This is a genomic window from Odoribacter lunatus, from assembly GCF_943193135.1.
In the GTDB taxonomy this organism is placed as follows: domain Bacteria; phylum Bacteroidota; class Bacteroidia; order Bacteroidales; family Marinifilaceae; genus Culturomica; species Culturomica lunata.
The window spans coordinates 25,345-50,050 of the sequence record NZ_CALPCZ010000006.1 but is presented as its reverse complement, the minus strand read 5'-3'; the positions used below and the strand labels follow the sequence as shown (position 1 = coordinate 50,050).

The 24,706-nt window shown below is 44.9% G+C and carries 18 protein-coding genes, 2 pseudogenes and 1 riboswitch; of the genes and pseudogenes, 9 read left to right on the top strand and 11 right to left on the bottom strand.

What is annotated here, in order from left to right:
- On the top strand, positions 1 to 1,290 hold the full coding sequence (gene tyrS / locus NFR61_RS04135; RefSeq protein ID WP_251620887.1) for a tyrosine--tRNA ligase: 1,290 nt from the start codon (positions 1 to 3) through the stop codon (positions 1,288 to 1,290).
- Positions 1,291 to 1,302: 12 nt separating this feature from the next.
- Here tyrS and hflX read toward each other — a convergent pair whose 3' ends face one another.
- Entirely contained in the window at positions 1,303 to 2,520 is a 1,218-nt protein-coding gene (hflX, locus tag NFR61_RS04130) for a GTPase HflX (RefSeq protein ID WP_251620885.1), read from the bottom strand.
- Positions 2,521 to 2,616: 96 nt separating this feature from the next.
- Positions 2,617 to 3,300: an energy transducer TonB gene (locus NFR61_RS04125; RefSeq protein WP_251620883.1), complete on the bottom strand. Its 684-nt coding sequence runs from the start codon at positions 3,298 to 3,300 to the stop codon at positions 2,617 to 2,619.
- Between the two features lie 141 nt (positions 3,301 to 3,441).
- Here NFR61_RS04125 and NFR61_RS04120 point away from each other — a divergent pair, with 141 nt between their 5' ends.
- Positions 3,442 to 4,449 carry an aspartate-semialdehyde dehydrogenase gene (locus NFR61_RS04120; protein ID WP_251620881.1) on the top strand — a complete coding sequence of 336 codons (1,008 nt, stop codon included), beginning with the start codon at positions 3,442 to 3,444 and terminating at the stop codon, positions 4,447 to 4,449.
- Here NFR61_RS04120 and NFR61_RS04115 read toward each other — a convergent pair.
- Genes NFR61_RS04115 through NFR61_RS04105 form a run of 3 tightly spaced genes read right to left on the bottom strand, consistent with a single transcriptional unit; the run spans position 4,428 to position 7,996 of the window.
- Positions 4,428 to 5,087: a 4'-phosphopantetheinyl transferase family protein gene (locus NFR61_RS04115; RefSeq protein ID WP_251620879.1), complete on the bottom strand. Its 660-nt coding sequence runs from the start codon at positions 5,085 to 5,087 to the stop codon at positions 4,428 to 4,430. The two genes, NFR61_RS04120 and NFR61_RS04115, sit on opposite strands and share 22 nt — an antisense overlap.
- 10 nt (positions 5,088 to 5,097) lie before the next feature.
- Positions 5,098 to 6,801: a phosphoethanolamine transferase family protein gene (locus tag NFR61_RS04110; protein WP_251620877.1), complete on the bottom strand. Its 1,704-nt coding sequence runs from the start codon at positions 6,799 to 6,801 to the stop codon at positions 5,098 to 5,100.
- Complete coding sequence (locus NFR61_RS04105; RefSeq protein ID WP_420910099.1) at positions 6,788 to 7,996, bottom strand: BamA/TamA family outer membrane protein; 1,209 nt, start codon at positions 7,994 to 7,996, stop codon at positions 6,788 to 6,790. Before NFR61_RS04105 ends, NFR61_RS04110 begins: the two co-directional genes overlap by 14 nt.
- A 60-nt stretch (positions 7,997 to 8,056) precedes the next feature.
- Between NFR61_RS04105 and NFR61_RS04100 the strand changes: the two genes are divergently transcribed.
- The gene (locus NFR61_RS04100) at positions 8,057 to 8,605 is read left to right on the top strand and encodes a YtfJ family protein (RefSeq protein WP_251620873.1); all 549 of its coding nucleotides are present in this window, start codon (positions 8,057 to 8,059) and stop codon (positions 8,603 to 8,605) included.
- 133 nt (positions 8,606 to 8,738) lie between these two features.
- Positions 8,739 to 8,934, bottom strand: a riboswitch (cobalamin riboswitch).
- Positions 8,935 to 9,002: 68 nt separating this feature from the next.
- On the opposite strand, the gene typA is transcribed toward NFR61_RS04100, so the two are convergent.
- On the bottom strand, positions 9,003 to 10,826 hold the full coding sequence (gene typA, locus NFR61_RS04095; RefSeq protein WP_251620871.1) for a translational GTPase TypA: 1,824 nt from the start codon (positions 10,824 to 10,826) through the stop codon (positions 9,003 to 9,005).
- Positions 10,827 to 11,257: 431 nt separating this feature from the next.
- Here typA and NFR61_RS04090 point away from each other — a divergent pair, with 431 nt between their 5' ends.
- Entirely contained in the window at positions 11,258 to 12,706 is a 1,449-nt protein-coding gene (locus NFR61_RS04090; protein WP_251620869.1) for an arylsulfatase, read from the top strand.
- Positions 12,707 to 12,748: 42 nt separating this feature from the next.
- Here NFR61_RS04090 and NFR61_RS04085 read toward each other — a convergent pair whose 3' ends face one another.
- From NFR61_RS04085 to cysS, 4 genes are all read right to left on the bottom strand, one after another.
- Positions 12,749 to 13,744 (bottom strand): class II fructose-bisphosphate aldolase, encoded by a 996-nt coding sequence (locus tag NFR61_RS04085; RefSeq protein ID WP_251620867.1) that lies wholly within the window; start codon positions 13,742 to 13,744, stop codon positions 12,749 to 12,751.
- 65 nt (positions 13,745 to 13,809) lie between these two features.
- Positions 13,810 to 14,475, bottom strand: coding sequence for a uracil-DNA glycosylase (gene ung, locus NFR61_RS04080; RefSeq protein WP_251621005.1), 666 nt, complete (start codon positions 14,473 to 14,475; stop codon positions 13,810 to 13,812).
- On the bottom strand, positions 14,471 to 15,595 hold the full coding sequence (locus tag NFR61_RS04075; protein ID WP_251620865.1) for a glutaminyl-peptide cyclotransferase: 1,125 nt from the start codon (positions 15,593 to 15,595) through the stop codon (positions 14,471 to 14,473). The genes ung and NFR61_RS04075 overlap by 5 nt, the downstream gene beginning before the upstream one ends.
- A gap of 13 nt (positions 15,596 to 15,608) precedes the next feature.
- Positions 15,609 to 17,081 (bottom strand): cysteine--tRNA ligase, encoded by a 1,473-nt coding sequence (gene cysS, locus NFR61_RS04070; RefSeq protein ID WP_251620863.1) that lies wholly within the window; start codon positions 17,079 to 17,081, stop codon positions 15,609 to 15,611.
- Between the two features lie 437 nt (positions 17,082 to 17,518).
- Between cysS and NFR61_RS04065 the strand changes: the two genes are divergently transcribed.
- From NFR61_RS04065 to NFR61_RS04055, 3 genes and pseudogenes are all read left to right on the top strand, one after another.
- Positions 17,519 to 21,154 (top strand): BACON domain-containing protein, encoded by a 3,636-nt coding sequence (locus NFR61_RS04065; protein WP_251620861.1) that lies wholly within the window; start codon positions 17,519 to 17,521, stop codon positions 21,152 to 21,154.
- A gap of 30 nt (positions 21,155 to 21,184) precedes the next feature.
- Positions 21,185 to 21,796, top strand: coding sequence for a hypothetical protein (locus NFR61_RS04060; protein ID WP_251620859.1), 612 nt, complete (start codon positions 21,185 to 21,187; stop codon positions 21,794 to 21,796).
- A 131-nt stretch (positions 21,797 to 21,927) separates the two neighbouring features.
- Positions 21,928 to 22,595 (top strand): annotated as a pseudogene (locus NFR61_RS04055) (BRO-N domain-containing protein).
- A gap of 46 nt (positions 22,596 to 22,641) precedes the next feature.
- Here the strand turns inward: NFR61_RS04055 and ybaK are convergent.
- A complete protein-coding gene (gene ybaK, locus NFR61_RS04050) occupies positions 22,642 to 23,121 on the bottom strand; it encodes a Cys-tRNA(Pro) deacylase (protein WP_251620856.1) in 480 nt (159 codons plus the stop codon).
- A gap of 28 nt (positions 23,122 to 23,149) precedes the next feature.
- Here ybaK and NFR61_RS04045 point away from each other — a divergent pair, with 28 nt between their 5' ends.
- Both NFR61_RS04045 and NFR61_RS04040 read left to right on the top strand, forming a co-directional pair.
- Positions 23,150 to 23,371 carry a hypothetical protein gene (locus NFR61_RS04045; protein ID WP_251620854.1) on the top strand — a complete coding sequence of 74 codons (222 nt, stop codon included), beginning with the start codon at positions 23,150 to 23,152 and terminating at the stop codon, positions 23,369 to 23,371.
- Positions 23,372 to 23,579: 208 nt separating this feature from the next.
- A pseudogene (locus NFR61_RS04040) lies at positions 23,580 to 24,690 on the top strand (ATP-binding protein).
- Positions 24,691 to 24,706: the final 16 nt, after the last annotated feature.

Genomic DNA, 24,706 nt, shown 5'->3' with positions numbered 1-24,706 from the left:
ATGAATTTTGTAGAAGAGTTAAAGTGGAGAGGTATGATTCATGACATCATGCCCGGAACCGAAGAACAATTAGCAAAAGGACAGACAACCGCTTATGTCGGAATAGACCCGACTGCTGATTCATTGCACGTGGGACATTTGGTATCCGTCATGATGATGAAACATTTCCAACTGGCGGGACACAAGCCGATTTTTATTATTGGCGGGGCAACCGGCATGATTGGAGACCCGAGCGGTAAATCACAGGAACGAAATCTGTTGGATGAAGAGACGATACATAAAAACATGGAAGCCATAAAAAAACAACTTTCACGTTTTATTGACTTCAATTCTTCGGCATCCAATGCAGCGGTTATGCTTAATAACTACGACTGGATGAAAGAGTTTTCATTTTTGGGATTTATTCGGGACATAGGAAAACACATCACTGTCAATTACATGATGGCGAAAGACTCTGTGAAAAAACGTCTTGGAGCTGAAGCTGCACAAGGAATGTCATTCACGGAATTTACCTACCAATTGGTACAGGGATATGACTTTTTGCATTTGCGTAAAAATCATGACTGCATGTTGCAGATGGGAGGCTCCGACCAATGGGGAAACATTACCACCGGAGTGGAACTGATTCGCCGGAAAGAAGGATTGGATGCTTATGCTCTGACATGGCCGCTGATGACCAAAAGTGACGGAAAAAAATTCGGTAAAACGGAATCCGGTAACATCTGGCTCGACCCGCAACGAACCTCTCCATACAAATTTTATCAATTCTGGTTAAATACTTCCGATGAGGACGCTGCACGCTATATCAAAATTTTCACCATATTGCCTCCGGCAGAGATTAACGCTTTGATAGCCGAACATGCGGAAGCGCCTCATTTGCGGAAATTGCAAAAAACACTGGCAAAAGAAATAACGTGCCTCATTCATGGACAGGAAGCCTTTGATTCGGCACTGGAAGCCTCACAAATACTATTTGGCAACGCCACATCCGATACATTGCGGAAAATAGACGAAGCCACATTTTTAGCCGTCTTTGAAGGAGTACCGCAATTTGAGATAAGCAAAACCGATTTGGAAGCGGGAATACAGATAGTGGACTTTTTGGCAACGCAAACAGCCGTTATGCCCTCCAAAGGAGAAGCGCGGCGGGCATTAAAAGCCAATTCCATTAGTATTAATAAAGAAAAAGTAGGAGAAGACACAGTTGTGAGAACGTCCGATTTGATAGATGGAAAATACATCTTGGCTCAAAGCGGAAAGAAAAACTACTTTTTAGTTATCGTAAAATAAACAAAAGGAGATTCATTCCGGAAGCGTCTCTTCATAGAGGAAATCATTGTAAGGGAAACGGGCGGAATGAATCTCCCTCACAATAGCGTAGAGCTTATCTTTCAACTCTTCGATATTTTCCTTTTGGGCGGCGGAAATATATACCGTTTCAACCTCCTGTTTCGACATCCACATTTGTTTTAAATCGTTCAGGCTATAATTGCAGCGCTGTATAGGCGTTAAATCATCCTCTTCCTTCTTTACATACGTGAAAGCATCAATTTTATTGAAAACGATAATCGTCGGTTTGGGCTCTTTGATTAAATCGGCTAACGTTTCATTAACCGTTTTCATCTGGTCTTCAAATTGGGGATGAGAAATATCCACTACATGCAAAATCACATCGGCTTCCCTCACTTCATCCAGAGTAGACTTAAAAGATTCGATAAGATGCGTCGGTAATTTCCGGATAAATCCGACAGTATCGGCAAGCAGGAAAGGCACATTCTTAATCGCGATTTTTCGTACGGTTGTATCCAGAGTTGCAAATAATTTGTTCTCGGCGAAAACATCCGATTTGCTTAACAGATTCATCAACGTGGACTTGCCGACATTCGTATATCCCACCAAAGCGACACGAACCAGCTTGCCTCTGTTCTTGCGTTGCGTAATTTTTTGTTTGTCTATTTTTTCTAATTGCTCCTTCAAACGGGAAATTTTATCCCGGATAACCCGTCTGTCGGTTTCAATTTCCGTCTCTCCGGGACCTCGCAGTCCGATACCGCCCTTCTGTCGTTCAAGGTGAGTCCACATACCGGTCAGTCGGGGAAGCAGGTATTGATACTGTGCCAGTTCCACTTGAGTCTTGGCATGGGCAGTACGTGCCCGGCTGGCGAAAATATCCAGAATCAGATTCGTGCGGTCGAGTACTTTTACGCCCTTTAATTCATTTTCGATATTACGGAGTTGTGTAGGAGTCAGTTCATCGTCGAAAATAACCATATCGGTTTCATTTTCTTCGATATATTGTTTGATTTCTTCCAATTTCCCTTTTCCTATGAACGTACTGTGTACGGCTTTATCCAAATTTTGAGTGAATATTTTTACCGTTTGGGCGCCTGCCGTCTCGGCAAGAAAAGCCAATTCATCCAGATATTCGGTCATTTGTTCATAACTAATGCCTTCTGCCTGGAGAGCAACTCCTACTAATATCGCCTTTTCCGCCTCTTTTTTAGTATAATAATAACCCATGAAAATTTAGAATAAAAAGAGTAAGAATAAATTAAGGGTGCCAATTTTACTTGGACACCCTCTTATCAACTCTTAAAATTTAAAAAATGAAAAAAATCAATTGGATAATGTGAAATTAATGGGAATCGTGTAAGCTACACGTACCGGTTTGCCTCTCTGTTTTCCCGGTTTCCATTTCGGCATGGATTTTACCACGCGAACAGCTTCTTTATCCAAAGAAGGGTCAACAGAACGAACTACTTTTACGTCCGTGATGCTACCGTCTTTCTCCACAACAAATTCAACATATACTTTACCGGAAACTCCGTTCTCCTGTGCAATCACCGGATACTTCAAATTATCCTTTAACCACTTGTTCATATTTCCGTTAAAGCCCGGTTGCTCTTCCACAACCCGGAAAATTTCAGCTTCACCTGTATCCTCTTCTTCCAATTCATTAAACTGGGTTACATCAACAACAGTATTTTCCGTTTCATCTTCTGCGTCTGTAATCTCCAAATCCTCATCAATATCTTGGTCATTCTCCACGATATTAATCAAGTCCGTCAATTTGGGCGCGGGGGGAGGAGGAGGAGGGGGAGGCGTATTCTGTGTTGTAACAGGAATAATTTCCTCTTCTACTTGCTCAACTTCACCACCCTGCATATCTTGCGTTTTCTTGGTTTCCGTTTTCCATTCAAAAGCATACAGTAGGATTCCTAAAGCAAGTAAAAGACCAATCTCGAAGAAAATTCCTTTCTTTCCTTCCAGATCTACTTTCGGTGCCTTTTTTATTTCCATGATATCGTTTTAATAAGTTATTACAACTCGCTTTCTTCGGGGTAAAAGTAGAATAATTCATATAAAAAAACAAATTTCAAACGTTTTTTTTGTTATACCGCCATTTCTTATTTTACTTTTGTCGGGAAAATAGAATAAAACATGAAAATAGCGATTGTTGGTGCAAGTGGTGCCGTCGGGCAGGAATTTTTACGGGTACTGGAAGAACGGAATTTCCCGTTTGATGAATTAATACTGTTCGGGTCTTCCCGAAGTGCGGGAACTTACTATACCTGCCGGGGGAAAAAATACCAGGTCAGGCTTTTGCAACACAATGACGATTTCAAAGGGGTGGACATCGCTTTTGTGTCTGCGGGAGCCGGGACCTCCAGGGAATTTGCGGACACTATCACAAAATACGGAGCCGTGATGATAGACAACTCCAGTGCATTCCGTATGGAAGAGGATGTACCTTTGGTTGTACCCGAAGTCAATGCGCAAGATGCCGGACGGCGTCCCCGCAATATAATTGCCAATCCCAACTGTACAACCATACAAATGGTGGTTGCCTTGCAAGCCATAGAAAAAATCAGTCATATCAAGCGGGTGAGAGTCGCCACATACCAGGCGGCGAGCGGAGCGGGTGCCGCTGCAATGCAGGAACTTTGCAACCAATATACGCAAATTGCATCAGGGGAAACACCTGTTGTGGAAAAATTTGCTTACCAATTGGCATACAACTTAATTCCCCATATTGATGTTTTTACCGAAAACGGCTATACCAAAGAGGAAATGAAAATGTTTCATGAAACCCGTAAAATCATGCATTCCGATATTCGGGTCAGCGCCACGTGCGTACGTGTGCCGGCACTTCGGGCGCACTCGGAAAGTATATGGGTGGAAACCGAACGTCCTCTGTCCGTGGAGGAAGCCAAAGAGGCATTCCGAAAGGCTGACGGTATCGTTCTTCAGGATAATCCCGAACGGAAAGAATATCCCATGCCCTTGTTCGTATCGGGTAAAGATCCGGTATATGTAGGAAGAATTAGAAAAGACATCGCTTTTGAAAATGGATTAACCTTTTGGACTGTGGGAGACCAAATCAAAAAAGGAGCGGCATTAAACGCCGTTCAGATAGCCGAATACCTTTATAACAACAAATTGCTTTGATTCGCCGGAAATAATTCTTCTAGCTCCCGGCGGGTCAGTAGATGTAATTCCGGAACTGTATTTTGTTGTGAACAGATAAAACATTGGTAATTTTCATCTACTTCACACTTGTGAAGAAAGAGCGGCAGTTTGCCGGATTCTTTATACACGGCAACACCCGGCTTATCATCCCATTCGATGTAAAACGAACTCAAAGACCCTGCCAGACCGCTTCCTGTGTACTTTAGTACGCTTTCCTTACCGCTCCAGTAGCGAAAAAACAACTCCGCGCATTCCGCTTCCGGAGCATTCGACACCGCCAAAAACTCTCGTGGATGAAAAAAGCGTTTTGCCACGGCAAGGCGGGGTACTCCGATTTTCTCAATATCCGCTCCGACTTCCGTATCGGAAAAAGCGCAAACCAGCCAATCCCCTGAATGGGACAGATTGAAAAAAAGCGGAAATCCCTTTAAATAAGGTTTCCCGTGCTCATTGGTATACAAAGACACACATTCCGAATCCAAATGAAAATACCGTTTCAAGACAAAACGGAGCAACAGTCTCCCGACCCGTTTTTCCCTGCGGACCTTCGGGCAGGTAGAAGAATCGGGCATATCCTCCGGAAACTCAGACAGTCGTATATAGTACAACGCCAGCATGAATCCGCTTTTAATGATTCATACCCCTTTTGTCAATCATCTCCTTATCCTCCTTTTTAAGACCTGCTTTATAAAAAAAGACAGGTTTATCATGGTCATTTAAATACATCCGGCGGGCAACCTTAAAATCCGGACTGACTAAAGATAAATCCGTTTGCAGATAAGGAGATTGAATAAACGCCGCGTCCAGCATCGTATGAAATGCCGCATTCGTGGCAACAGGTTTCGTGCGGTTGTTTAAGGCATATTGCACCTTATCGGGAAAAATCGTGCGATAATTATCCGAAAACCACATAAAGACGGGAATCTTGAGTTGATAAAACGTCGGGTTGGGTGAAGCGTGTAAAAATCGCTTCCTTGCATCATCCAACAAATCCTCCCCATGGTCGGAAGTATAAAACAAAGCGGAAGTCGCCTGTGCATCATTTAAAACACCGATAACCCGGTGCAGGAAATCATCCGTATATAAAACACTATTATCATACGCATTAATTAATTGCTCCTTATTTTCTGTCTTCACGCTGGTCGCATTATCGGGTTGGAATACGGAAAAACTCTCCGGATACCTTTCCTTATAATTAAAATGGGAGCCATACGTATGCAACACGATAAAAAGATTGCCGGGAATAGAATCGATATAATGTTGCAAAAGAGGAAGCATCGCATCATCGAAAGTATTGGTAGTAATCAATCCCCCCTCGTCGGCCGTACGGATATTTCTGTGAAAGTCTGCCTCATCGGCGTAAAAATCCGTAAATGACCGGTTGGGAATCTGATTCGATAAAAATACACTGGTAAATCCGGCCTCTTTAAAAGCGCTTAAAATACTTTTGTGCGTATAGATAACACTGTAATCCTCTGCCGAAGCGGCGGACAAAATCAGCGGAACACTCTTGTGTGTAGTATTCGACTGGGTAATGGCATCTTCAAACCAGATAAGCCCTGCTTCTTGGGAAAGCTGCGGATTTGTCGGACGGGTATAACCGTACAATTGCCAATTTTCAGCCCGGCTTGCTTCCCCTACAACAAGGACATAAACTTCCCGGGAAGGAGCAAAGGCGCTTTTGCCGGCATGAAATTTAAAATCCTGGGAAGTAACGGGATAAAGACGGCTATTGTGCCATTTATTAATGGCAAATCCCAGATTATACACCACATTGGCGGGATAAACATCTTCATGGAGCGTGAAACGTTCCGTATTCTTATTGCGGGCAACAAACGTCAAGCCGTAAGAAACAGCCAGCAGGACAATTCCTGCCACGATAGTCTTTTTCCGGAACGATGCAGGCAGATAAATTTTGCGTCGGCAGGTAATGCAGGCAATAACGGTCGTCGGAAGATACAACACGCATACAGCTATAATCGCAGGCCATATATTGTCAAGCAATTCACCGGCTTCACTCACATTCGTGGTGGCGACATTCAGAAACATATCCACCGCAATGACGGCTTCTCCGAACAGGTAAAACAAAACCAATTGAAAAGCATGCAGAATAAAAAGAGGAAACAGAAACAACTGTAAGCGTCCCGTATTCTTCAGTAGAGACAACAAAATAAGATACAATCCCAATGGGAACATCAATAAAACAAGTTTCCCCGTAAAAGTAAACGGCTCTGTAAACACCAGACAAATGCTGGGAATCAGATTCATCATCACATAAAACCAGAATAATCGCTTAGGTTGGGAAAGAAATTTTGTGTCAAAAAGCTTCATTGATATTGAAATAAAAAGAACTTTGGCCTTTGCCGATACCATAATCCAGCCGGATATTCACCCGATTCTTAAACTCCCAGCGGTAACCGATACCATACGAGGGAAGCGTTTCGCGCCATTGGAATTTATCAATCTTGGGAAATACATTCCCGGCTCCCGCCCAGACGGCAATACCGTGACGGTTATATACCTTTTGCCGCAACTCGATTTGTGCCTCCAGCAAATCATTGTCGCGGTACTGTCCCTCGTAATACCCCCGCATTTGATGCGAACTACCGAGCAGGGCGACCATACTCCAGGGAGTATCGCCGTAATTGAATATCGCATCGACATCAGAAGCCAGCACAGCACCTTTCCACAAGCGGGTATAATGCCTGAACAACGCTTCTGTTCGGGTAAAAGAATACGAATTGCCTAAAAATCCGGGGAAAAACTTTTGTTCCAGCTTGGCATATATCCCCTTATAGGGATTAGGAATAAAATCTCTCGAATCATACGTAACAATCACTCCGCCCCCCAGAGTGCTTATATTCTTCTTCTCCCCGTAGAGGAAAGCCGGATTCTTGAAATCTTTTCCGTTCACATGCCGGTACATGCCCGTAATACCCAAAAAAGTATTGGGTGCAATCTTTCGAAGAAAATCTATTTTAATCTGCGTTTCCTTCCTCTTATAGTCCGTATAATCATCATCCCGCCTGCCGTTATCGTAACCTATTCCCCAGTACTTGCTGGGAAATGAAAAGAAATAAAGATTCACATCCAGCCGGTAACGGTCATGAGGGAAAATCGTATTCCCCTTAATCCCCAGCAGATAAAAACCGGTAGTAGTAACATCTCCGTAAAGAGATATATTCGATGGCGACAACGTCATATCCTCCTTATCAATTCGGTACAAACCGGAAGCTACCACCCCCAGGCCAAATTTCGTATCGCTTGAATAATGGGGGCCTCCTATAATCGAAAAATCAAACTTCTTATAATCTTTCGGCTCATTTGAATCTTGGAAATACTTATAAATACGTTGAAAAATATTTATTTTCACCGCCGAATCGGGAGCAATTGCAGGCAGGGAATCCTGAAATTCCGTATGACACCGCCCTTGAGCAGTCGGAGAAAAACTCCAAAGCAGGCATAATATGAAAAAAAAGCGGATACCCATGAAAATACAATCCTTTAACTGGTGTTTAGCACGTATTTTGCTGTAAAATCAAGCATTGATAATACAATCGCAATAGTTACGGCAATAATGATGCCAATGTTTGAATTTGTCAGAAAAAAAATTAAAAAAAGATACTTCTTTTTTCTGTTCTTCGTCTTATACTCCGGAGAGGCGATATTGTATGCGCAAGTGGGGGAAAAAGTCTGCCCCATTGTCATTTATGATGCCCGTAACAAACCTCTGCTATTGCCTTCTTTGGGCAAGAAACATTTGCTCCTCTTTTATGTAGACCCGGACCATCCCAGCCAGAATAAAGCATTCCGGAATGAATTGAAAAAACATCCTTTTACGGATGAAAATATAGAATCCTATGGTATCGTTAATCTGAAAGACGCCCCGTTGCTGGCAAACTCCCTGTTGCGGTATATGATTCGGAACGAAATAGCCGGTACGCAGGCGTACGTATACAACGACCCCGACCGGACATTGAGCAGGGCATGGAATCTGGGAAACGTCAATAACAAATTTGTCGTTATCTGGATAAATAAGGAATGCGTTATTGAATTCTATAAAGCCGGGCAATTAACCCCGGAAGAGATAAAAGAGATATACGCATTGATTAAGAAATACAAACACACACCTTAAAAAAAGACCAAAGAGAAAGACAGATACTAACAGTTACAGTTTATCTTTTCTTTGGTCTTCATTAAAATTTCGGGGAAAATCGGAAATATCCGAATGGCAGGTCAGATATGCTCCTTTGCTTTTATCCCGAAAGCTGGCAAATTATCATTTGGCAGGTCTTCTGACTTACTTCCGGAGTGAAGCGCCTTCCCATCGATCTATGCGACAGTGGCAAAGTTGCTTTTCCATAAAGAAGTTCACAGCAGCGGGTACTGTTCGGGATTCTCACCCGATTCCCTTTTCACCCTTCCCGGTAATCGGTAAAAGGCACCAAAGACAGGAACAAATATATAAAATTTCTTCTGATAACAGTCCGATTCTTGCTAAAAAATAAAACTGTTATAAATTTTGGGGCTGTTTATTCGCTAACGCTGCTCTTGGACTTTTCATGCCGTTTGCGCTCGGTTTCATCCAGAATGATTTTCCGAAGACGCATAGAGTGCGGCGTAACCTCAACATATTCATCTTCCTGTATATATTCCAAGGCTTCTTCCAGACTGAATTTGACGGGCGGTGCGATATTAACTTTATCATCGGAACCGCTGGCGCGCATATTGGTCAGTTTCTTGGACTTGCAGACGTTGATGACAATATCGTCGGGACGGGTACTTTCACCGATAACCTGCCCGGCGTATACAGTTTCGCCCGGTTCGATAAAAAACTTACCGCGGTCCTGCAACTTATTGATGGCATACGCGAACGAATCGCCCGTTTCCATGGCAATCAGCGAACCGTTGATACGCATTTCGATTTCCCCTTTATACGGTTCAAATCCTTTCAGACGGTGAGCGATAATGGCTTCTCCGGCAGAGGCGGTCAGCAAATTGCTGCGCAAACCGATAATACCCCTGGAGGGAATTTCAAAATCCAGATGTACGCGGTCTCCGCGGGTCTCCATATTGCTCAACGTCCCCTTCCTTTTGGTCACCATTTCAATGGCTTTCCCGGAGAACTCTTCGGGAATATCAATAGTAAGCTCTTCGATAGGCTCGCATTTTTTGCCGTCGATTTCTTTAATAATAACTTTCGGCTGTCCTACTTGCAACTCATAGCCTTCCCGGCGCATGGTCTCAATCAATACGCTCAAATGGAGTACACCGCGTCCGAATACGACAAAAGAATCGGCACTGGCGCCCGGTTCAACCCGTAAAGCCAAATTCTTTTCCAGCTCTTTGTCGAGACGCTCTTTGATATGGCGGGAGGTAACGTATTTCCCGTCCTTTCCGAAAAACGGCGAGTTATTGATAGTGAACAACATGCTCATGGTCGGTTCGTCGATGGCAATTGGCGGCAGCGCTTCCGGATTTTCATAATCGGCAATCGTATCTCCGATTTCAAATCCTTCGATACCGACAATAGCACAGATTTCCCCGGCTTGCACCTCTTCCGCTTTCTGCTTTTCCAATCCCTCGAAAAGCATGAGTTCCTTGATTCTTGTCTTCTCCAGCGTCACGCCGTCGCGTTTGCAGAGAGTCACCGCCTGTCCTGCTTTTAAAATTCCGCGGGTCAGCTTACCAACGGCAATTCGTCCGATATAAGAGGAATACTCCAAAGAAGTAATCAGCATCTGTGGGGTACCTTCAGCGGCTTGTGGGGCAGGAATATTTTCGATAATGGCATCCAGCAGGGGGGTAATGTCGGAAGTCGGCTTGCGCCAGTCCGTAGACATCCAGCCCTGTTTGGCACTTCCGTATACAGTCACGAAATCCAATTGTTCTTCCGAAGCGCCCAATGAAAACATCAGGTCGAATACTTCTTCCTGCACTTCGTCCGGGCGACAATTGGGCTTATCCACTTTGTTTACCACGACAATGGCTTTCTTGCCTAATCCGAGGGCTTTTTGCAAAACAAAACGGGTTTGAGGCATCGTGCCTTCAAAAGCATCCACCAGCAACAGTACGCCGTCGGCCATATTCAGCACGCGTTCCACCTCTCCTCCGAAATCGGAGTGTCCCGGAGTATCAATAATGTTAATTTTGTAGTCCTTATATTTTACGGAAACATTTTTGGAAAGAATAGTAATACCTCTTTCGCGTTCAAGGTCATTGTTGTCAAGAATTAAGTCGCCTCCCTGTTTTTCGTTCTCTCTGAATAGTTTCCCCTGTAAAATCATTTTATCTACAAGGGTCGTTTTGCCATGGTCCACATGGGCAATAATGGCAATATTCCTTAAATTCTGCATGTTGTATTGATAAAATTAGCGCCCAAAGGTACAATAAAAACAATAGAAAAAGAACATCGGAAAGTGAAATTATGATTTTGGAAATTTATATGATGTAATTCATGAAGGGAATTCATATACCGGTTTATAATAATCCGTTGTATAGTCCATAACGGTTGTTGAAAGTATTTTTCTTATATACAACAAAGTTACAATTAAGATGTATATCTGATACAACTAATATAACTAAACTGTATAAGCATAGTTAAGATATTATTAAAAGCTTATTTTAAATAAGCTTTTAATAAGCTTTTAATAGGGTTTTAATAAGCTTTTATACGTAGTTAATTCGTATTTATATCAGATTTTATCCGTAATTTTTATAGTTTATTTGCGTATTTGGTATTTGTGAATGTTTTTGCTATCCTTGTATAAAATTTAGAAAATAAATTATGAATAAAGGTTTGTTACTTTCCGGATTGGCTTCCGGATTATGTTTTTACGGGCAGGCTGATGCTACTAAACCGACGAAGAAAGTGCCGAATGTCGTTTTTATTATCGCCGATGACTTGGGATATGGCGATGTGAGTTGCTACGGACAGCAGAAGTTCCAGACCCCCAATATCGACCGGCTGGCGGAACAGGGATTGCTCTTTACACAGTGTTATTCGGGTACGACGGTGAGTGCTCCGTCGCGGGCTTGCCTGCTTTCGGGCTTGCATTCAGGCCATGCTCCTATTCGGGGAAATAAAGAGGTACAGCCGGAAGGGCAGATGTCTCTGCCGCAGAATATGGAATCGATATTCCAGGTGTTTAAGCGTGCCGGATATACAACGGGTGCTTTCGGTAAGTGGGGATTGGGTGCTCCGGGGACGGTAGGTGACCCCAACCAGCAGGGGGTGGATGAGTTTTTCGGTTATAATTGCCAGTTGCTGGCACACAATTATTATGCCGACCATTTGTGGCACAATGACAAGAGGGTGGAATTGACGGGAAATCACAACGGCGGATATGGAGTTTATACCCAGGATACGATTCAGCAAATGGCGTTGAGATTTTTGGATAATAATAAGGATAAGCCTTTCTTTCTGTTTCTTCCTTATGTGATTCCTCATGCCGAGTTGATTGTGCCGGAGGACAGTATTATACAGAAGTTCCGGGGGATGTATCCGGAAACGCCTTTTAAAGGGTGTGATGAGAATTGTGAGTATTTCCGGAAGGGGGGATATTGCTCGCAGCCCGAACCTCACGCGACGTTTGCCGCGATGATTTACCGGTTGGATGTGTATGTGGGGCAAGTGGTGGCAAAATTGAAGGAGTTGGGTTTGGATGAGAATACGATTGTTATTTTTACCAGTGATAACGGGCCGCATCTGGAAGGGGGTGCAGACCCCGATTTTTTTAACAGCAATGGTATTTTCCGCGGGTATAAGAGGGATGTGTACGAGGGCGGAATCCGGGTGCCGTTTATTGCTGTCTGGCCGGGAGTGGTAAAGCAGGGGAGGACTGATTTTATGTGTTCTTTCTGGGATATGTTGCCGACGTTTGCACAGATGACAGGCAATAAGGCGCAGGCTTCTGTTGATGGAATAAGTCTGATGCCTTTATTGACCGGCAAGGGGAAACAGAAGGAGCATGAGTATTTTTATTTTGAGTTTCAGGAGGCGGGAGGTCGCCAGGCTGTGAGAAAAGGGGATTGGAAGTTGATTCGTCTGAATGTTTCCCGGGGAGATAAGTCGGTGTATGAGTTGTATAATTTGGTGGCAGATCCTTCCGAAACGACTGATTTGTTGGCTTCCGAACCGAAAAGGGTGGAAGAGTTGAAGGCGATTATGGAGAGGGCGCATGTGTATGACCCGAATTGGCCTTTGTTGGAGAGTGAACGAAAGATGGCAAAATAAAAAAACACCGGCAAGCGCCGGTGTTTTTTTTATACGGATTTGTTATTTTACCGTGTTTGCACTTCCTAATACATTCACTAATTTGTGTTTGTAAAGTTCTTTCAAGGAGTCGCGAGCCGGTCCCAGATACTTTCTCGGGTCGAATTCTGCCGGTTTGGTGGCAAAGATTTCTCTTACGGCTGCGGTCATGGCCAAACGACCGTCAGAGTCGATGTTGATTTTACAAACAGCGGATTTGGCTGCTTCACGCAATTGGTCTTCCGGAATTCCGATGGCATCTTTCAATGCACCGCCGTATTTGTTGATGATGGCAACTTTGTCCTGGGGTACGGAAGAAGAACCGTGCAGTACAATCGGGAAGCCCGGGATGCGTTTTTCTACTTCTTTCAGGATGTCGAAACGCAAGGGGGGAGGAACTAAGATGCCGTCAGCGTTGCGGGTACATTGTTCCGGTTTGAATTTGTTGGCTCCGTGAGAAGTTCCGATGGAAATTGCCAGTGAGTCTACGCCCGTTTTGCTTACGAAGTCTTCTACTTCTTCCGGACGGGTGTATGTGTGGTGTTCTGCGGATACTTCGTCTTCTACTCCGGCCAGTACGCCTAATTCACCTTCTACGGTTACGTCGAATTTGTGAGCGTATTCCACAACTTTTTTGGTGAGAGCTACGTTTTCGTCGTAAGGCAGATGGGAACCGTCAATCATAACTGAAGAGAAGCCCATGTCGATACAGCTCTTGCAGAGTTCAAACGAATCACCGTGGTCCAAGTGGAGTACGATAGGAATGTTCAATCCCAATTCTTTTGCGTATTCGACAGCTCCTTGAGCCATGTAGCGCAAAAGGGTTTGGTTGGCATACTTGCGGGCACCGCTGGATACCTGAAGGATTACCGGTGATTTGCATTCTACGGCAGCCTGAATGATTGCCTGCATTTGTTCCATGTTGTTGAAGTTAAAAGCGGCGATGGCATATTTGCCTTCCATTGCTTTTTTGAACATGTCACGGCTGTTTACCAGCCCTAAATCTTTGTAATTTACCATAGTATATTTTTTAAAATTTACAGAATCTGCCTCAAAAGTAGAAATAAAAATATAAAATAGGAAACTTACCAGTCGATTTCCTCTATTCCGTGTTCTTTTAAGTATTGATTTGCCCGGCTGAACTGGTGGTTGCCGAACCATCCTCCCCGGTTGGCGGAAAGGGGTGAGGGATGTACGCATTTTAAGACCAGGTTGCAATTGGTGTCTATGAAGGCGCCTTTGCGTTGGGCGTAGGAACCCCATAACAGGAAGACGAGGTTGTGTTTTGTTTGGGTGAGCCGTTGGATGACGGCATCGGTGAATGTTTCCCAGCCTTTGTTTTGATGGGAGCCGGCGCAATGGGCCCTTACCGTTAGGGTTGCGTTGAGAAGCAGTACTCCTTGGTCTGCCCAGCGTTCCAGGTTGCCGGATGCAGGAATCGGTTTTCCCAAGTCGTCATGGATTTCTTTGAAGATGTTTTGTAAGGAGGGCGGTTGTTCGATGCCTGCCGGTACTGAAAAACACAATCCATGCGCTTGTCCGAGTCCGTGATACGGGTCTTGCCCGAGTATGACGACTTTGGTTTTGCTGACCGGACAGCGGTCGAAGGCGTTGAAAATGAGTTTGCCGGGAGGAAATATGCGGTTGCTTTTGTATTCGTTTTTTACGAAGGAGATTAGTTCTGCAAAGTAAGGCTTTTCAAATTCTTCTTTCAGCAGTTCTTTCCACGATTCTTCAATTTTAACGTCAATCATGCGTGTAAGTTTGTATTTCAAATAATTTAGGCCATCTTTTGCCGGTAACGTATACTGTTCCTTTTTCCGGATTCCAGGCGATACCGTTTAGTACGTCGTCGCTGTCGTTCAGTTGGCGTCGTTCCGCCGGGGATAATATACCGCTTAGGTTTAATTCCTGTTTTACTTCGCCCGATTCGGGGTCAATTATGACGATGCGGTCTTGCATCCATACGTTGGCCCAGATTAGTCCGTTGATGTATTCCAGTTCGTTGAGGTTTTTTACGGGGCCGTTGTGGTCGTATACTTCTATTTCTTTTATGACGTTGAAGGAGGAGGGGGCGATGTGGTACAGTTTGTTGCTTCCGTCGCTCATTATGAGCGTGTTTTCTTTGGTTGTAAGCCCCCAGCCTTGCGTGTTGTAGGTGAATGTCGATTCCAGGGCGAATGTCCGGAGGTCGTAGATGAAGCCTTTGCCGGAGGTCCACGTCAATTGGTATATTTTACCGTTGCACAGGGCGATGCCTTCTCCGAAGAGTTTGTTGTCGATGCTTAAGGCGGAAAGTATTTTTCCGCTGTTCATTTCTTGTTTGCGGATTCCCGATTCTCCGTATTGTCCGGTGCTTTCGTATAGTATTCCGTCTTGATAAACCAGTCCCTGTGTGTATGCTTTGGTGTCGTGGGGATAGGTTTTGACGATTTTATATTGCAATTTTTCGGGTGCTTTGTCCGGTTTGACCGTAACTGTCACACTGCTTAGGCTGCGTTTTTCTCCCGGATGAAATGCCATTAGTTTCAAGTTGTTTCTTCCTATTTGGGTGGACGGAACACGGATCTGGTATTCTTTTCCGTTCCGGATGGTTGTTATTTTCCGGTTGTTCCAGAAGATTTCAACGGAGTCTACAGGGAGCCCTTTTTTCGTATCGAATGTGATTTTTAAAAGGTCGTTGTATTTGAGTATGGCATCCCGTGCAGGGGATGTAAGTTGTATGCCGTTTACGTATTTCGTATCGGTTTTCGGGGAGGGTGCGGGAGTCACGGTTGCCGTTTCTTTTTGCGAAGCTCCCGGGTGGCTGTTGCATGAAAGAAGTAACAGGCTACCTAATAAATAACAGAGATAAGATGTCATACGAAACATGAATGTGTTTTTTTTATTCAACTGACCATTCATAACCGTCTTTCGTGTCTTTTACGTTTACTCCTGCGTTTTTCAGTTCGTCCCGTATTTTGTCGGAGGTCGCCCAGTCTTTCTTTTGTTTGGCTTCTGTCCGGATACTCATGACCATGTCGAGGACTTTGCCTAATACTTCATGTTCTTTTCCTGCCGATTCGCCTTCTTTTTTCAAACCGAGAATGGTGAAGACGAAGTCGTTATACAATTTTCGCAGTTTTTCTAAATTGGCGGTATCTATCTGTGCGTTCCCCGCAGCGATGGAATTAATTGTGCGTACTCCGTCGAAGAGGTGTGAGATGAGAATCGGTGTGTTCAAGTCGTCGTTTAGAGCCTGAAAACATTTGGCGGTTAGTTCGTCTACGTTCACTGAGTTTTTGTCGCTTGGTTTCAGGTGTTGCAATACGTCTATGGCTGCCATCAGACGTTCGTAACCTTTTTCGGCGGCTTGCAGGGCTTCGTTTGAGAAGTCGAGCGGACTGCGGTAATGAGCCTGGAGAATGAAGAATCTGACGGTCATCGGGGAGTAAGGTTGTTCCAATACGTCGTTTTCACCGGAGAATAGTTGGTCGAGGGTGATGAAATTGCCCAATGATTTGCCCATCTTCTGTCCGTTGATGGTAATCATGTTGTTATGCATCCAGTAGCGTACGGCTTCGTGGCCGTAAGCCGCCGTGCTCTGGGCGATTTCGCATTCGTGGTGCGGGAACTGTAAATCCAGCCCGCCACCGTGGATGTCGAAGACGTCGCCTAAATATTTCTGGCTCATGCAGGAGCATTCCAGATGCCAGCCGGGGAATCCGTCGCTCCACGGAGACGGCCAGCGCATGATGTGTTCCGGCGAAGCTTTTTTCCAGAGGGCGAAGTCGAAAGGATTCTTTTTTTCACTCTGTCCGTCCAGCTGGCGGGTGTTGGCAAACAGTTCCTCGATCTTGCGGCCGGAGAGTTTGCCGTACGGGTATTTCTTGTTGTAGGCTTCTACGTCGAAGTAGACGCTTCCGTCGCTTTCGTAAGCGAAACCGTTTTCCAATATCTTTTTGATGAGTTCCTGCTGTTCGATGATATGACCGGACGCGTGGGGCTCGATGCTTGGGCTAAGCGTGTTGAGCTGCTCCATGTTTTTATGGTAGCGGTTGGTGTAGAACTGAACGATTTCCATCGGTTCCAGCCGGTCCAGCTTCGCCTTTTTTTCGATTTTGTCTTCCCCGTCATCGCTGTCGTTGGTCAGATGCCCGACGTCCGTGATATTGCGGATGTATCTGACTTTGTATCCCAGGTATTGCAGATATCTGAAAAGTACGTCGAATGTGATGGCCGGACGCGCGTGTCCCAGGTGGGCGTCTCCGTAAACGGTCGGTCCGCAGACATAGAGGCCTACGAAAGGAGGATTCAGGGGTTGAAACTCTTCTTTCCGGCGGCTCATGGTGTTATATATCGTCAGTTTGTTTTCCATGTTTTTGCGTTTTGTATTGGATGCGTAAAGATATAGTTTTTATTTTCATCTGACAATATACAAACAGACGGTGTTCAGGCCGGCAGTTTGTATAAAAAACAAAAAAAAACTATATTTGTCAAGTCTTGTGCGGTGTATCCGCACGGACGGACATATTTTTTTTATTTGAAAGCGTTTCTGCTTTATCCTGAACTTGAAATCTAGACAATTTCATATACTCAAAGGATTGCGGTACAAACGCTCATGCTTTCCATATATACTTTTCTAAGCTATATGCGGGTTAGCGTGGGGTGTCGTTTTATCTGAGTATAAGGGAGTCTAGACCCTCAAGTTCGATAGAACGGAAAAATTCCCACGCTTTTCGTATGTTATAGACTTGCCTTTGGGGAATTTCAGGTAGCTAAATCAAGAATTGTTTGATTTTAAAAGTAATAGCTATGAGAAAATCGTTTTTTATTCTGGCGGCACTGGTGTGTGCCCTGTTGAGTTGCAGTAAACATGAGGATATTGATAAACCTTATGACCCGAACAATCCGGATAATCCGGCAGGCACGACGTTGAGCCTTTCGACCGAAGACCTTGTTTTTGATGCCTCGGGCGGCTGGAAAGAGTTTACCGTCAATGGTTCCGGTGTATGGACACTGACGGGCGGCAATGAGTGGTGTCAGCCGAGTGTGACCACCGGATCGGGACAGCTGCCGGTGAGAGTGACGGTGGAAGCCTCCACGCTCACGTCCGACCGCAATGTGAACCTCACTGTCCGCTGCGGTTCGCAGAGCAAGGTGCTTGCCGTCACCCAGAAAGGCGTCAATGCCCTCACGCTGGCCAAAGACAAGTTCGAGGTGGCTGCCGAGGGAGGCGACCTTACCGTGACGTTGCAGGCGAGTGTCGAATGCACTTCCATGATTCCGTCCGCTTTCCAGGCGTGGATAAAAAAGGCTCCCGACACCAGAACGATGACCTCGCAGTCTTTCCGTTACACCGTTTCGCCCAACGAGGACAGCCAAAAACGCGAGGGCTACATCGTCTTCTCCGGCGGTTCGAAGAAAGACACGGCTTATGTTTACCAGTCCGGAAATGCGGGGGAAAGTTACCTGATTCTTTCCGAAGATACGTATAACCTTTCTGCTGCGGCACAGGAAATCACTGTGGAACTGAAAACCAACATCGACTACGAAGTCATCGTTCCCGACAGCGTGAATACGTGGGTATCCCATCTTTCCACCCGTGCTCTCCGCACGGACAAACTCTATTTCTCCATTGACGGAAACGAGGGCGACGCAGCCCGCTCCGCCGTGGTCATCATCAAGGAGCAGGACGGCGAACTGACCGATACGCTGCATGTCCGGCAGGCGAAACAAGAGTCGATAGCTTCCACCGGCAACTTCCCGAAGACCGAATATTTACTGGATTGCGAGGCTGATTCTGAAACCATAGAATTTGCTGTTCCTGATGCTTGGCAGGCTTCCGTAAGTTATGATGGAGATATTTCCGGATGGTTGTCGCTCTCTGCGAAGAGTGGAGAGGCAGGTGTGGTGAGATTGACCATAACCGCGACACAAAATGCGACATCAACATTGCGGCAGGCATTCATAGATATCGATTTTGGCGACAAAAAGCAGCGCCTGACTGTGATGCAGGGTATCGATGAAAATACGGACATCACGGACAAGTTCGATCCGAAATTTGCCCAGGTGTTGCAAGAAAAAGGGTATGTCGAGGATGCCAAGCACATTACAAGTGGGGAAGTAAATAAAATAACGGAGGTTAATGTCAATGGAGCTCAATTAACATCTCTGATGGGAATAGAATATTTTACTGCATTGACAAAATTAGAGTGTATTCAAAATGAAATCTCGGTTTTGGATGTGAGTAAAAATATGAAATTGACACACTTGATTTGCTGGAGTAACAAACTTGCAAATTTGGATGTAAGCAAGAATGTGGCGTTGGTGGAACTGAATTGCGACGTTAATAAACTCCAGACTTTGGATGTGACTAAAAATACAGAGTTGACGAAGTTGTGTTGCAGTAGCAATCAATTAACGACTTTAAATGTGGAGGAAAACACGAAACTAAAGGCGTTGGCTTGTACAGATAATCAATTAACGACCTTGAATGTCAGCAAGAACACCGAATTAGCAGAATTGAAGTGTTGGAGCAATCCTGGCAATGGGGAGATTTTCCTGCTTACGGCTTGGTTTGATGAAAATAATATGCCTCAATATCAATCAAAAGAATGGACATATAATAATAAACTGATTACTCTACAGATTCAAAAAGGTACTTCAGAGGGACAAAATCCGGAAGTTCCTTATCTAACTTTAACCCTCCGGAAAGTGGAGGTGGCGGCTGCCGGAGGAACGATTGGTGTCGCGGTTAGTGCGAATGTGGAGTACGACGTGATTATTCCCGCAGAAGCAACAACCTGGATTAGCCGGGTAAATGGCGGAGAGAATGAAATTCGTTTTAACATCGGTGCAAATGGTAACTACGAAAGTCGCGAAGCGAAAGTGGTGGTGAAGGCACGGGGCAAAGAGTTAAGTGACACATTGCATGTTATCCAGAATTCGGGAAGCGTGCTTCTTTTATCTGAAAGACAATTTACAATACCTATGGAAGGGGGAGATATTTCTGTGGAGGTAAAAAGCAATGTGGATTACGAGGTTGTTATTTCGCAGGAAGATCAGAGTTGGATACAGCAGATACCCTCAACCAGAGGTTTGGTCACGAGTACAATAGGATTCCGCATTTCGAGATACGACGGTGTGGATGCCCGTAGAGGGGAAATCATCGTGCGGGACAAAAATAGCGAGCAGACAGTTACCGTTTATATCACGCAAGAGGGATGTGTCTATGTCGGTGATGTTGTGTTGTCAGCAAAGCAAGACCTGGCAGATTTTTCCAAATATACCAAAATTATCGGAAATGTGAGCGTAACAGGACAGGAATTAAAGACTTTGCAGGAATTGAATAACAACCTTGTTGAGATAGACGGTTCACTGAGACTTGATTGTTCCAGTTTGACTACTTTGAAAGGTTTAGAAAAATTGAGTAGTGTCAGAGAATTGTCTATCTCCTATTGTAGTGCATTAACCTCGTTGAGCGGCTTAGACAATTTGAGTAGTGTCGGAACTTTGACCATCAGCTATTGTGGAGCCTTAACCTCGTTGAGTGGCTTAGACAATTTGAGTAGTGTCAGAGAATTGTCTATCTCCTATTGTAGTGCATTAACCTCGTTGAGCGGCTTAGACAATTTGAGTAGTGTCGGAAATTTGACCATCAGCTATTGTGGAGCCTTAAGCTCGTTGAGCGGCTTAGAAAATTTGAGTATTGTCGGAGGGTGTTTGTACATTAACAATTGTGCAGCCTTAACCTCGTTAAGCGGCTTAGAAAAATTGAGTAATGTTAGACTGACTTTGTACATCAACAATTGTGCATCCTTAAGCTCGTTGAGCGGCTTAGAAAATTTGAGTAGAGGAGGGTTATCCATCAGCGATTGTGGAGCCTTAAGCTCGTTGAGCGGCTTAGAAAATTTGAATAGTGTCGGAGGTTTATCCATCAAAAATTGTATGGCCTTAAGTTCGTTGAGCGGCTTAGAAAATTTGAGTAGTCTCAACAGTTTGACCATCGGTGATTGTGGAGCCTTAAGCTCGTTGAGCGGCTTAGACAATTTGAGTAGTGTCAGCGGAAATTTGCTCATCTACAATTGTGCATCCTTAAGTTCGTTGAGCGGCTTAGACAATTTGAGTAGTGTCGGAAATTTTTTGGAGATCAAAAATTGTGTAGCCTTAAGTTCGTTGAGCAGCTTAGACAATTTGAGTAGTGTCGGAATAGGTTTGTCCATCCGCGGTTGTGCAGCCTTAACCTCGTTGGTAGGCTTAGACAATTTAAAAGAGATAAATAATGGTGGTAGTATATTGGGTGGTGTAAATATAGAAGATTGCCTGGGTTTATCTAATTATTGTGCTTTGAAAAATGCGTTACAAACTTTTAACGGTACTTATGAGGTCAGCGGCAATAAATATAACCCTACCCAAGAGCAAATATTAAATGGAGAGTGTTCTAAATAACTATATCTAACAATTAAAATTTTAAATGAAATGAAAACAGAAGGAATGGAACAAATTATGGCGAAACCCTGGGTTGGCAAGCAGTATGAGCAGGGATTCCGCGGCAAGAAAATCATAGCGTTGGGGGATAGTCATTATGTTGCCCGTCCGGAGGATTATACGGAGAATATCACCATCGATGTGGTAAACGCTTTCCTGAATCCGGAGGCGGAGCGGGAAGGATGGATGAATACGTACACCAAATTCGAGCGTGCGGTGGCGGGACGTGAGCTTTCGCAGGAGGAGAGAGTGGAATTCTGGAATTCCATCCTCTTCTGCAATTATATACAGGAACCCCTTGAGCAACCTCGTCAGCAGGCTACAGTGGGACAGTATATCGCGTCTTACCCCTCTTTCCTGAACTTATTGGAGACGTATCGTCCGGACGGCGTGATTGCCTGGGGCAATCTGTTGCGCGACGCTCTCCGCTCTCATGGGCAGAAAGGTCGGACGATACACGCCGAATGGGAGGACATAGAAACGATTACCTATGTGTTGAGTGACGGCAAGAAAGTGGATATATTGCCCATACAGCATCCGTCAATCGGTTTTTCATGGGATAACTGGCATCCGGTGATTGATGAATTTCTGACCGGTTTGTAGAGTTTGTGTGATTGAAAGGGACAGGGGGAGTGCAACTCCCCCTGATTTGTTTTGCCATTTCGCCGATTCACACCTAAAGTATGCTTGGATAAAGAGTCTATAATTCTTATCTTTGTATAAAAGTATATAAGATGACGCAGAAACAGTCCATACAGATATTCGAGCAACGCAAGGTGCGTACCGTGTGGGATGACGAGGCTGAGAAGTGGTATTTCTCAGTGATTGATGTTGTCGGAGTTCTGACCGACAGCGTAGATGCCCCAGCCTATTGGCGTAAACTGAAACAACGCCTCAAAGCCGAAGGAAATGAAACCGTGACAAATTGTCACGCTTTCAAGATGCAGGCTGCCGACGGCAAGATGCGTATGACCGATGTGGCTGACACTGAGCAGTTGTTCCGCCTGATTCAGTCGATTCCCTCGCCCAAAGCCGAGCCGTTCAAGCTGTGGATGGCACAGGTGGCAAGCGACCGTATTGACCAGATGCAAGACCCTGAACTCTCGATTCAGCAGGCAATGACCGACTACAAACGGTTAGGCTATTCGGAGCAGTGGATTAACCAGCGTCTGAAAAGCATCGAGGTGCGCAAAGAGCTGCCACTACGGAAATATCCAGGCAGCAGCAACCGCGTGGACTGGATCAAAGCAAGCGTGTTGCCAGGAGCGGTGGCAGTGTGGCAAAGGTAGCTCGCAAGCAATTGGAAAACCAGTTGGGACACTCGGTTATCTCGCCGATAAATGCCCAGCAGATACTGGCCGAGAAGAAGGCCGCTCAGCTCAAACAGGAGAATGACGATTGATGGGTAAACGAGGATGTCTGCCTATGTAACCGAATGTGGAGGTAATCTAAAACAGCCGGCAGGGACGGGCGGAGGTGTAGCGGATGAGGGCGTCGGGGGCGATTTTGATTTGCAGGCCCCGGATGCCGGCGCTGATGAAAATATGCGGGAAATCAGCGCAGGTTTCGTGAATGAAGGTCGGGAAGTTCTTTTTCATGCCGATCGGTGAGCAGCCGCCCCGGATGTAACCGGTGACGGGGAGCAATTCTTTCATGGGGATTAGGTCCGCCTTTTTATTGCCGGAGACTTTGGCCGCCAGTTTCAGGTCCACTTCCCGGTCGCCGGGAATGACGCAGATAAAATACCCGGTTTTGTCTCCATGCAATACCAACGTTTTGAATACGCAGCGGATGTCTTCTCCCAGTTGTTCAGCGACATGGGTGGCAGCCAGGTCGTTTTCGTCCACTTCGTAAGGAATGAGTTCGTACGGAATCGCCGCTTTGTCCAAAAGGCGCGCCGCGTTGGTCTTGTTTATTTTTGTCGTCATGCCGAAAAATATTGCGGCCTCAAATGTAATGAAAAAACAAAGACGCAGGTTATTTCCCGAGCAGCGGAATGTTCACCTGTTCGTGGAAGTGGAGCCAGGGATACAATTCTTCGGGAAAAATTTTCAGGAGAATATCCGTTGCCTTCGCAAAACCGCAGACCCTGACAGGACGATTCTCTTCCGGAGTCATAATCAGGATAAGAAGAGTCCATATGCCCGCAATAACCAGTCTTATCGCCTCGAATATTAAATAGTGAGCCGGATTTTACGTAAACGCCGCGGTGAAAGTTTCAGAACGACCTCTATATGTAATCATCAAATGGACGTGTAAATATTAAAATATTTGGTGGATATTGACATTTTGATAATGATAAAATAAGTGGAAATTGACAAAATGAGCGAAAATAAATTGGTGGAAAATGTAAAAGGCATTATATTTGCACTATAAGTCAATGAATATGGGGAAGAACGCAATGTTGTTTAAGCGCAAGATGTACGACCGATTGCTCAAATGGAAGCACGAGCGGAACGGCGAATCGGCTATTCTTATACAGGGGGCAAGACGAATCGGCAAGTCCACGCTTGCGGAGGAGTTCGCCCGGAATGAATATGAGTCTTACATTCTGATCGACTTTGCCGTTATTATTGCCAAGTGAAGAGACCCGAGTCGATATGTTCCCGATGGATTATGAGGAATTTCGTTGGGCTTTGGGTGATACAGCCACGATACCGTTGTTGCGTACGGCATTTGAGAAACGCGTACCGTTAGGCGATACCGTTCATCGCAGAATGATGCGCGATTTTCGCTTGTATATGTTGGTTGGAGGTATGCCGCAAGCCGTTGCAGAGTATATAAAGACGAACAATCTCGGAGCGGTTGATTTAATAAAACGGGATATTGTTTCGTTGTACGGGGAGGATTTTGGGAAGTTGGATAATACGGGCAGGGCTGCCGCATTGTACGATGCCATACCTGCACAATTGAGTAAGAATGCCTCGCGGTATCAGATATCGGCGGCGATACCCGGCGAAAGAGCAGAGCGGGTTGTAAGCGTAGTCAAAATGATGAATGATTGTATGGCTGCTAATGTGGCATATCATTCCAATGATCCGAATGTCGGGCTGGCTCTTACGATGGATAATGAGCGCTTTAAGATATACACATCCGATACCGGAGTGTTTGTTACGCTGGCCTTCAAAGACAAGGATTTCACGGATAACATCATTTATGAAAAACTGCTGAATGACAAACTTAGCACTAATTTGGGGTATGTTTATGAAAATGTCGTCGCCCAGATGTTGCGGGCAGCAGGCAAACAGTTGTTTTATCATACGATTCCGTTTGCGGACGGGAAAAAATATTATGAAATAGATTTTTTGGTATCGGATGGGCATAAGGTGTCGCCGATTGAGGTGAAGTCCTCCGGCTACAAATCGCATACATCGTTGGATGCCTTTTGCGAGAAATTTTCCGACCGGGTGCAGAATAGATATGTCATTTATACCAAAGACCTGAAACGGGAACAGGGGGTAGACTATATTCCCGTGTATATGACGATGTTCTTGTAATCAAACGCAAGTTTTT